The 9,438-nt window shown below is 61.8% G+C and carries 8 protein-coding genes and 1 pseudogene; 4 read left to right on the top strand and 5 right to left on the bottom strand.

Going from position 1 to position 9,438, the window contains the following annotated elements:
• Positions 1 to 216: pseudogene (locus AC3WQN_RS25195) on the top strand (lipoyl synthase); the annotation flags it as partial.
• Positions 217 to 379: 163 nt separating this feature from the next.
• Complete coding sequence (locus AC3WQN_RS25190) at positions 380 to 1,330, top strand: S66 peptidase family protein (protein WP_103402304.1); 951 nt, start codon at positions 380 to 382, stop codon at positions 1,328 to 1,330.
• Between the two features lie 250 nt (positions 1,331 to 1,580).
• Here AC3WQN_RS25190 and AC3WQN_RS25185 read toward each other — a convergent pair whose 3' ends face one another.
• From AC3WQN_RS25185 to leuS, 5 genes are all read right to left on the bottom strand, one after another.
• Entirely contained in the window at positions 1,581 to 2,900 is a 1,320-nt protein-coding gene (locus tag AC3WQN_RS25185; protein WP_103402305.1) for a lytic murein transglycosylase, read from the bottom strand.
• A 70-nt stretch (positions 2,901 to 2,970) separates the two neighbouring features.
• Positions 2,971 to 3,126 (bottom strand): alternative ribosome rescue factor ArfA, encoded by a 156-nt coding sequence (arfA, locus tag AC3WQN_RS25180; protein ID WP_095080609.1) that lies wholly within the window; start codon positions 3,124 to 3,126, stop codon positions 2,971 to 2,973.
• Positions 3,127 to 3,340: 214 nt separating this feature from the next.
• Complete coding sequence (gene holA / locus AC3WQN_RS25175) at positions 3,341 to 4,378, bottom strand: DNA polymerase III subunit delta (RefSeq protein ID WP_103402306.1); 1,038 nt, start codon at positions 4,376 to 4,378, stop codon at positions 3,341 to 3,343.
• 39 nt (positions 4,379 to 4,417) lie between these two features.
• The gene (locus tag AC3WQN_RS25170) at positions 4,418 to 5,023 is read right to left on the bottom strand and encodes an LPS-assembly lipoprotein LptE (RefSeq protein WP_103402307.1); all 606 of its coding nucleotides are present in this window, start codon (positions 5,021 to 5,023) and stop codon (positions 4,418 to 4,420) included.
• 87 nt (positions 5,024 to 5,110) lie between these two features.
• Entirely contained in the window at positions 5,111 to 7,717 is a 2,607-nt protein-coding gene (leuS, locus tag AC3WQN_RS25165) for a leucine--tRNA ligase (protein WP_103402308.1), read from the bottom strand.
• 270 nt (positions 7,718 to 7,987) lie between these two features.
• On the opposite strand from leuS, the gene AC3WQN_RS25160 reads away from it, so the two are divergent.
• Both AC3WQN_RS25160 and AC3WQN_RS25155 read left to right on the top strand, forming a co-directional pair.
• Entirely contained in the window at positions 7,988 to 8,308 is a 321-nt protein-coding gene (locus AC3WQN_RS25160; RefSeq protein WP_103402309.1) for a hypothetical protein, read from the top strand.
• A 137-nt stretch (positions 8,309 to 8,445) separates the two neighbouring features.
• Entirely contained in the window at positions 8,446 to 9,207 is a 762-nt protein-coding gene (locus AC3WQN_RS25155) for a YdcF family protein (protein ID WP_103402310.1), read from the top strand.
• The last annotated feature ends 231 nt before the right edge of the window (positions 9,208 to 9,438 follow it).

Genomic DNA, 9,438 nt, shown 5'->3' with positions numbered 1-9,438 from the left:
CACGACATCGATATGCTGACCCTGGGCCAGTACCTGCAACCGTCCCGTAGCCACTTGCCCGTGCAGCGTTTTGTGCATCCTGACACTTTCGCCTGGTTCGCCGAGGAAGGTTACAAGATGGGCTTCAAGAACGTCGCGTCCGGCCCACTGGTACGTTCTTCGTACCACGCCGACGAGCAGGCGAAGCTGGTCAAGGCCGAGCTGATGTCGTCTTGATCCGGCGCGCCCGCAAGACCTGAAAGTCTTGCGGGCGTTCTTTGTAGCGCTGCCCACTGCAATACCGACCTTTTCCCGCAACCCGCGGGGCGGTTGACCCTCTTCTGTTTGTCCCCGTTCCTGACTACTGTGTGTGCAAACCGTCACGCAGGGAGAATCACGGATGACCACTCGCTCCACCCTCATCATTAGCGAACACACCCCCGTCCCGGCATTGCCGGCTGAAGGGCGCATTGGCGTCATTGCACCGGCGGGTCCGGCGGCACTGGAGGCCGAGAAGGCGCTGCAGTGGATGCGGATGCGGGGCTACTCGCTGCGGATCTTCCCCGGTGTCCTGGAAAATGATGGTTACCTGGCCGGCAGCGATGAGGTCCGCCTGAAGGACCTGCATGAGGCATTTACCGACCCGGCCATCGACGCCATCCTCTGTCTGCGTGGGGGATACGGCAGCCCGCGCTTGCTTGACCGTATCGACTATGAGCTGCTGCGGCGCCATGCCAAGCCGTTCGTCGGCTATAGCGACATAACGGCATTGCACCTGGCGATCAGCCGCTACTCGGGGTTTGTCACGTTTCACGGGCCGATGCTCAACGCGGACCTGTTGGGGGACAAGCAGCAACCGACCGAGGCGTCGTTGTTCAGCATGCTCAGGGGGCAACTGAAAGCCGGCAGTCTGTTGGCGCACCCGGTGGCCTACCCGTTGACGACCATCGAGCCTGGCATCGCTCTCGGGCGTTTGCAGGGCGGGAATCTGTCGATGATCGCCGCCACCCTGGGTACGCCGTTCGAAATCGATGCCGACGGGATCATTCTGTTCATCGAGGACATCAACGAGCCGCTGTATCGCATCGATCGACTGCTGACCCACTTGCGACTGGCCGGAAAATTGAACCGGTTGCGCGGGGTGTTGGCGGGGGATGTGGCCGGCGTGGACAGCGAGGCACTGGCGCAGTTGCTCAAGCAGACCTTCGCGCCGTTTGGCATTCCGGTACTGGCTGGCTGGCGCAGCGGGCACTGCGACCCGAACCTGACCTTGCCGATGGGCGCGTTGGTAACGCTGGATGCGGGGAGCAAGACGTTGGTGCTGGAGCAGGATGTGGTGGTCAAGCCCTAGCGACAGGTGCTTATGCTGCTCAATAAGGCCTGAACGCTGCTCCTGTGGCGAGCGAGCTTGCTCGCGCTGGGGCGCGCAGCGCACCCTGAGAGGTGATTGCGGTCTATCAGAAAGACCTCGGTGACATTTTTTTGGGCTGCTGCGCAGCCCAGCGCGAGCAAGCTCGCTCGCCACGGGGAGGTGTTCGGCGCTCCTCTACGTGGCGAGAACAAGCCTGTGATCAGGGCAGTTGCTCCTGCCTACGATGCCTTTAGCGGTTACGCAAACTATCCAGCAGCTTGCGCGTCGGATAGCCGTCCGCCGGCCAGCCAAATGACTGCTGGGCTGCGCGAATGGCTTTGCGTGTGTTAGCGCCGATGATGCCATCAGCGCTGCCGGCGTCATACTGGTTGGCGCTGAGCAGGGTCTGTAGCTCAATGCGCTCGGTGCGACTCAACGGCAGATCATCCTTGGGCCATTCGCCGTTGATCCGGCCAGCGCCACTGAAGCGTTCCGACAACAGGTTCACCGCCAGTGCGTAGGACGACGAGTTGTTGTACTTGAGCACCGCACGGAAGTTGTCGAGGATCAGGAAGGCCGGGCCGCGATAACCGGCCGGCAGCAGCAGGGCAGCGGACAGTTGCTCGGAGCCTGCGGGTACGCTGGCGCCGTTTGGCAGCTTGACGCCCAGTTGAGTCCATTCGGCAACGCTTTTGCGGATGGCTCCGTCGGCCAGCGCGTAATTGAAGGTACTCGGCACTGTGACTTCAAAGCCCCACGGCTGGCCTTTCTGCCAGCCGGAGCTTTGCAGGTAGTGGGCGGTCGAGGCCAGTGCGTCGGCCGGGCTGTTCCAGATGTCGCGGCGACCATCGCCATCGAAGTCCACGGCGTGCGTATTGTAGGTGGTCGGGATGAACTGGGTCTGGCCCATGGCGCCGGCCCAGGAGCCGAGCATCTTCTCGGGGGCGATATCACCCTGTTGCAGAATCTGCAGTGCCGCCAGCAATTGTGCGTGGGCAAAGCCCGGGCGCCGGCCTTCGTAGGCCAGGGTCGCCAGCGAGCGAATCACCGACTTGTCGCCCTGGAAGCTGCCGAAGTTGCTTTCCATTCCCCAGACGGCCACCAGGACCTGGCGGTCGACGCCATAGCGCTGTTCGATGGCGCTCAGGGTGTCGGCATACTGGCTGAGCAGTGCCTGGCCTTTGCGCACGCGCAGTGCGGAGAGGGCTCCGTCGAGGTATTCCCACACCGGGCGAGCGAACTCAGGCTGGCTGCGGTCGGCACGGATAACGCTCATGTCCGGCGTGACGCCGGCAAAGGCGCGGTCGAACAGGGAAGGGCTGACACCGGCGGCGAGGGCGTCCTTGCGGAACGCGGCCTGCCATTGTTCGAACGTCTGGCTGGGTTGAATCTCGAGGGTTTCTGTCGGTACGACGGGCGCAATGAGGGCCGGGGCGGTCGTAACCGGCACGGTCTGAAGCGGTTGGGCGTCGGCGGCGGTCGGTTTTTCCGCGCAGGCAACAAGCAGAACAAGGCTGGAGGCCGCAATCAGTTGGCGCAGGTGCCAACGACGGGAAATACAAAAGGGCATGCACAGGTCCAGAGAAAACGAATCAGGTGTCGACCTTATCATGACCGGAGGGCTGGAGGGGCCTCACCTTTCAAGCGGCCAGAAAGCAAGAAGCCTCCCAGCTTTTAGACTGGAAGGCTTCGCGGCGGTAGCTGCCTTTGCCCTTGGCCGGTTGTTCCTGACGGCTGCGGAACAGTGGCTGGGCGACGATGGACTTGGCCTTGTTGGGCCGCTTGTTTCTGCTCATGGGCGGTGTTCTCGCTGGGTGGGTTTTGCGCGGAGAATCATCGGCCGAAGTTTGGAGGTTGTCTAGTCCATGCGATAGGCGGGGAAGATGATCCGTGGCGAGGGAGCTTGCTCCCGCTGGGTTGCGAAGCGACCCCAAAGAGCACCTTCACCGACGACGGCTGCGCCAGAGCGCGGACCGGTCGACGGGAGCAAGTGCCCTCGCCACAGAAGCCTTACTCGGCGGGCAGGTTCAGGCGCTGGCCGGCCATCAACAGCGACAGGCGGCTGAGGCTCATCCATGGCGAACCGGCGGCCTGGCCCTTGATCTGTGCGTCGATGCGTTGCGCTTCGAGCAACAGTTGCGCCCAGCGCGGTGCCGAGTAGCGTTGCAGGGCCTTGCTCATCAGCGGTTTGCGCTTGTCCCAGACCGGCGGTCGGGCCTGGCTGAACGCTTTGTCCAGCGGCACGCCCTGGCTGTATTGCAGCGACAGGTTGGCCAGCAGGCGCAGTTCCCGGGCCAGGGCCCAGAGAATGACCGGCGGCTCCACGCCTTCGCCGCGCAAGCCTTCCAGCATGCGCAGCGCATGGGCGGCCTCACCGTTGAGGATCGCATCGGTGAGCCCGAACACATCGAAACGCGCGCTGTCGGCCACGGCCGCCTGTACGGTTTCCACGGTGATCTGGCCGCCTTCGGCCATCAACTTGAGCTTTTCGATTTCCTGGGCGGCGGCGAGCAGGTTGCCTTCCACCCTCGCGGCGATCAGCTCAACGGCATCCTGGCTGGCGGACAGCCCGGCCTGGGACAGGCGCTGGCGAATCCACTGCGGCAGCTGGCTGGCATCGACCGGCCAGATTTGCACGAACTGGGTCTGCGCACCTTCGACCAGCGCCTTGCCCCATTTGGTTTTCTGCGCGCTGCCGTCAAGCTTGGGCAGGCTAATCAGCAGCAGCGTGTCTTCTGCCGGTCGCGAGCAGTATTCCATCAATGCCGCTGCGCCCTTATCACCCGGCTTGCCGGACGGCAAACGCAGCTCCAGCAGACGCTTTTCGGCGAACAGGGACATGCTGGCACCCGCTTGCAGCAGGGTGCCCCAGTCGAAGCTGGCATCGGCGCTGAATACCTGGCGCTCGTCAAAACCCTGCTGGCGGGCAGCAGAGCGGATGGCGTCGGCGGCTTCCTGACACAACAGTGGGTCATCGCCGCTGATGATGTACACCGGAGCGAGGGCACCTTGCAGGTGTTTGCCGAGTTGGGCGGGGGCGAGTTTCATAAGGCGGGGCAAACGGGGCGCAACGGCGCCCCGTAAGACTTACTCGGCAGGTACTTGCAGAGGCGACTGACGCGGGGTGTTCGCCTCGGCTTTCTGGGCCGCTTCCAGCGCCTGGGCTTCGGCCTTGGCGCGCGCATCGGCGGATTGTTGCAGTTGATCCAGTTGAGCAGGGCTCAGTTGCTGCAGGCGCAACATCATGCGTTGCACCAGGTCACGGCGCATTTCCTTGCGGGCTTCATCGGCTTCCTGGTCGGAGCCGGTGATGTTGCTGCCATCGTGCATGACGACTTTCTGCACTTGCAGTTTGTCGCTGATCAGCGACAGGTTGTTCTGGCCAACGATCTGGTAGTCCAGCACGGTGGTCAGTTCATTTTCCGCGGCACGGCCGGCACCGGAGTAGCTCAGGACGCGCTGGGTCGTCTGCTCATTGGTGAACACCAGTTTGTAAGGTGCACCGGCAGCCACGTGGACGCCACTGCTTTGCAATACTTGACGCATCATCACCACGGTATCGCCATAGGCGTTACGGGCGCTCAGGTCGAGTTCCTTGATCGCCAGTTCGGTGGTGCCGGTGCCACGCAGCTGGAAACCGCAGGCGCTCAGCAGGACCGCGAGGCCCATCACCAGCAGGTTGCGCTTGATCATCTTGTTGCTCCCCTTGAAACCGTGAGGGCCGATAGCGCGGCCCGAAAGGTTTTATACGGCGCCAGGCGAACCTGGCGCCTGATCCAATTAGCTGGCGACGATGTTGACCAGTTTCCCGGGCACTACGATCACTTTGCGAATAGTCAGGCCATCGACGAAGCGCAGGACGTTTTCGTTGGCCCGTGCGGCAGCTTCGACTTCTTCGCGGCTGGCGCTGGCCGGCATTTCGATGTGGCCGCGCAGTTTGCCATTCACTTGAATGACAAGCTGCAGGCTGTCCTGTACCAAGGCGCTTTCGTCCAGAACCGGCCAACCTGCATCGATCACCGGATCGGCGTGACCCAGGCGATGCCACAGCTCGTGGCTGATGTGCGGGGTGATCGGTGCCAGCAGCAGGACTACGGTTTCCAGGCCTTCGTGAATCAGTGCGCGATCCTGTTCGGTGCCTTGCGCGGCTTTTTCCAGCACGTTCATCAGCGTCATCACTTGGGCGATGGCGGTGTTGAATTTGTGGTTCTGGCCGACGTCGTGGCTGGCCTGCTTGATGGCCTGGTGGATCGAACGGCGAATGGCTTTCTGCTCGTCATTCAGGCTGGCGACGTCCAGTTTGCCCGGCAGGCCCTGAGTGACGTGCGCTTGAGCCAGGCGCCAGACGCGTTTGAGGAAGCGGTGCGAACCCTCTACGCCGGAGTCGGACCATTCCGCGCTCATGTCAGGTGGCGAGGCGAACATCATGAACAGGCGGCAGGTGTCTGCGCCGAACTGGTCAATCATCGACTGTGGGTCAACGCCGTTGTTCTTTGACTTGGCCATCTTCTCGGTGCCACCGATTTCCACCGGTAGGCCGTCTGCGATCAGCTTGGCGCTAATAACCTTGGCCTTGCTGTCACGCTCAAGCTCCACGTCCGCCGGGTTGAACCAGGTGTAAGCACCATTGGCTTCGCGACGATAGTAAGTCTCGGCGATTACCATGCCCTGGGTCAGCAGGTTCTTGAACGGCTCGTTGGAGCTCACCAGGCCTTCGTCGCGCATCAGCTTGTGGAAGAAGCGCGCGTAGAGCAGGTGAAGAATGGCGTGTTCGATACCGCCGATGTACTGATCCACCGGCAACCAGTGGTCGGCCGCTGATTTTTCTACCAGACCACCTTCAAAGTGTGGCGAGGCGTAGCGGGCGTAGTACCACGAGGACTCGACGAAGGTGTCCATGGTGTCGGTTTCACGCTTGGCAGGCTGGCCGCATTTAGGGCAGCTGCACTCGTAGAACTCGGGCATGCGCGCCAATGGCGAACCGGCGCCGTCAGGTACGACGTCTTCTGGCAGGACGACAGGCAACTGGTCTTCCGGTACCGGCACGTCACCGCAGGTATCGCAGTGGATGATCGGGATCGGGCAGCCCCAGTAGCGCTGGCGGCTGATGCCCCAGTCGCGCAGGCGGAACTGGGTACGCGAGGCGCCCAGTTCTTTCTTGATCAGGGCGACTTCCATGGCGTCGAACGCACCTGCGAAATCGAGGCCGTCGAACTCGCCGGAATTGATCAGCGTGCCGTGTTCGCCATAGGCGTCTTGCCACGGTGCCGGGTTGGTGTCACCGGAGCTGGTACGCACCACCGATTTGACCGGCAGGTTGTACTTGTGGGCGAACTCGAAGTCGCGCTCGTCGTGAGCAGGCACTGCCATGACGGCGCCGTCGCCGTAGTGCATCAGCACGTAGTTGGCGACCCACACCGGCAGTTTTTCACCCGTCAGCGGGTGTTCGACAAACAGCGACGTCGGCAGGCCTTTTTTCTCCTGGGTCGCCATGTCGGCTTCGGCGACGCTACCGCCCTTGCATTCAGCGATGAACGCTTGCAGCTCAGGGTTGTTCTGCGCGGCCAGGGTAGCCAGGTGGTGCTCGGCGGCCACGGCGACGTAGGTCGCGCCCATCAGGGTGTCCGGACGGGTGGTGAAGACTTTCAGTGCGCCGGTTTCGCCGATCGACTCGACGTTGTACGGGAACTGCACTTCCATGCCGCGGGATTTGCCGATCCAGTTGCGCTGCATGGTCTTGACCTGTTCAGGCCAGCCAGTCAGTTCATCGAGACTCTCCAACAGTTCATCCGCGTAGGCGGTGATCTTGAAGTAGTACATCGGAATTTCGCGCTTTTCGATCAGCGCGCCGGAACGCCAGCCGCGACCGTCGATCACCTGTTCGTTGGCCAGGACGGTCTGGTCGACCGGGTCCCAGTTCACGGTGCCGCTTTTTTTGTAAATCACGCCTTTTTCGAACAGGCGAGTGAACAGCCATTGTTCCCAGCGGTAGTAATCAGGCTTGCAGGTGGTGACTTCGCGGGACCAGTCCACCGCCAGGCCCAGGCTGCGCAGCTGGGTTTTCATGTAGGCGATGTTTTCGTAGGTCCACTTGGCGGGCGCTACGTTGTTCTTCATCGCGGCGTTTTCCGCCGGCATGCCGAAGGCGTCCCAACCCATGGGTTGCAGGACATTCTTGCCTTGCATGCGCTGGTAGCGGGAGATCACGTCGCCGATGGTGTAGTTGCGCACATGCCCCATGTGTAGCTTGCCGCTGGGGTAAGGGAACATCGACAGGCAGTAGAACGTCTCCTTGCCTGGCTGTTCACTGACTTCAAAGGACTTTTGCTCATCCCAGAATGACTGGGCAGCATTTTCGATTTCGCGGGGCTGGTATTGTTCGTGCATGGCTACTTTTGAACTGAATAGGGGTGGCCTAATCCTCTTCAATGCAACGCTGGACCCGGATTGCGCCAAATATGGCGTTTTCGATGCCCAGCCGAGCTGGAAGTGGAGTTACAGGAAGCGCCGTAGCATACATGACCGTGCTCGGCCTAGGGAAACTTGATTGTGCAGCGCTGCCCGCGCGCGGGGCCGTTGGTCGCGGCGCACGGCCGGTTTGCCCAGTGAGGCTAAGCTCTAGTTGGGGAGTAAGTCTTATCTTCAATGAGGTGAGGGATGGTTGAGTCGCAAACAAAAGTCACAAAACCCGAGTTGTACGAAAAGCTGATAGATCGTCTGGGGGTGGCCCTGGATGCGGCAAAAACAGCTGGGCGGTTGCGCGATGAGCGCCCTCTGGAACTTGAACTTCGCGGGTTGAGCCGCGCAGAGTTCGAACTGATCAAGGCTTATCTGGACCGTAGTGAACGCGAGGCGCATGGCGTCTTGTCAGAAGCGGTGAAGCACAACGATGCCCCTCGTTCGGCCAAAATCATATGGTTGAAAGACAAGGTGCCTGGCAGTGACGCGGTAAAGGTCCGGTCCCTGCGAGTCAAGTAAGTATACAGGCGCGTGTTTGTCGCCCCATGCGGGCACATGAAGTCACCGGTGATGGCTTTTTGATGAAAAGGCCAGCCATCTTAGTTGTCGCTTTGCTTCAACCCACTTAGGCTTCGGGCATCTTTCGGAGATGCTCGATGCCTTTTCGCTATTTCGTCAAACAACTACTGTTGCCACCCGGCATTCTCTTGCTGTTGCTCCTGCTTGCCTGGTGGTTGCGCCGATCAAGGCCGCGCCTGGCAGGGCTGTGTTTCGCCCTGGGGCTGGGCGGGTTCTGGTTGATGAGCTTGCCGGTGGTCGTACAGTGGGGCGCCAGGATCCTTGAGCGCGAACCGCCCCTGGCCCGCAGCGAATGGGCGACCCTGGCCGAGCGTGCCGATGTGATTGTGGTGTTGGGCGCAGGGCGCGAGCGGGGTGACCAGGCCTGGGGCAGTGATCAGCCCACCGGGGTGGTCCTGGAGCGTGAGCGTTATGCCGCGCGGCTGGCCAAGGCCTCGGGGCTGCCGGTGTTGACCAGTGGCGGCCTGCATTACGGCACTCCGCCCACCGAAGCCAAGCTCATGGCCGATTCGCTGCAGGATGATTTTGGGGTGACGGTTCGCTGGCAGGAGGGCCGCAGCCGCACGACCTGGGAGAACGCACAGTTCACCGCCGAGCTGCTGCAGCCCTTGGGCTTGAAGCGGGTGGTGCTGGTGACGCAGGCCTGGCACATGCCACGCAGTGTCTGGAGCTTCGAGGCGGCGGGATTGACGGTGGTACCGGCGCCCGTGGGCTTTATGGGCGCCGGCAACGGTGAGCCCTTTGGCGGCTGGCTACCGACGGTCAAGTCGGTCTGGCGGTCGGGGCAGTTAGTGAACGAGGCAGTGGGGCAGATGGGTTATTTGGTGTTTTACCGATAGTTGAGTCGACACTGTTCCTGTGGCGAGGGGGCTTACTCCCGCTCGGGTGCGCAGCAGCCGTCACAGGGCTGCTGCGGTGTGCCTGATAAATCCGATTTGCTGGATTGGGACCGCTTCGCAGTCCAGCGGGAGCAAGCTCCCTCGCCACAGGATCGTGTTTGGACCGGGGACATGGTGGACACATGTTCGGAGACATGGTGGACAGTTAACGAAGCCGTTTACCTGATATTA

This window comes from Pseudomonas sp. FW300-N1A1, from assembly GCF_058789115.1.
The sequence above is the reverse complement of the archived record's forward strand: the minus strand, read 5'-3'. Positions and strand labels throughout refer to the sequence as shown.

Bases quoted from the DNA above. Each gene is read 5' to 3' on its own strand.
- AC3WQN_RS25190 (WP_103402304.1), top strand. From the start codon at position 380: ATGACCACTCGCTCCACCCTCATCATTAGCGAACACACCCCCGTCCCG.
- AC3WQN_RS25185 (WP_103402305.1), bottom strand. From the start codon at position 2,900: ATGCCCTTTTGTATTTCCCGTCGTTGGCACCTGCGCCAACTGATTGCG.
- arfA (WP_095080609.1), bottom strand. From the start codon at position 3,126: ATGAGCAGAAACAAGCGGCCCAACAAGGCCAAGTCCATCGTCGCCCAG.
- holA (WP_103402306.1), bottom strand. From the start codon at position 4,378: ATGAAACTCGCCCCCGCCCAACTCGGCAAACACCTGCAAGGTGCCCTC.
- AC3WQN_RS25170 (WP_103402307.1), bottom strand. From the start codon at position 5,023: ATGATCAAGCGCAACCTGCTGGTGATGGGCCTCGCGGTCCTGCTGAGC.
- leuS (WP_103402308.1), bottom strand. From the start codon at position 7,717: ATGCACGAACAATACCAGCCCCGCGAAATCGAAAATGCTGCCCAGTCA.
- AC3WQN_RS25160 (WP_103402309.1), top strand. From the start codon at position 7,988: ATGGTTGAGTCGCAAACAAAAGTCACAAAACCCGAGTTGTACGAAAAG.
- AC3WQN_RS25155 (WP_103402310.1), top strand. From the start codon at position 8,446: ATGCCTTTTCGCTATTTCGTCAAACAACTACTGTTGCCACCCGGCATT.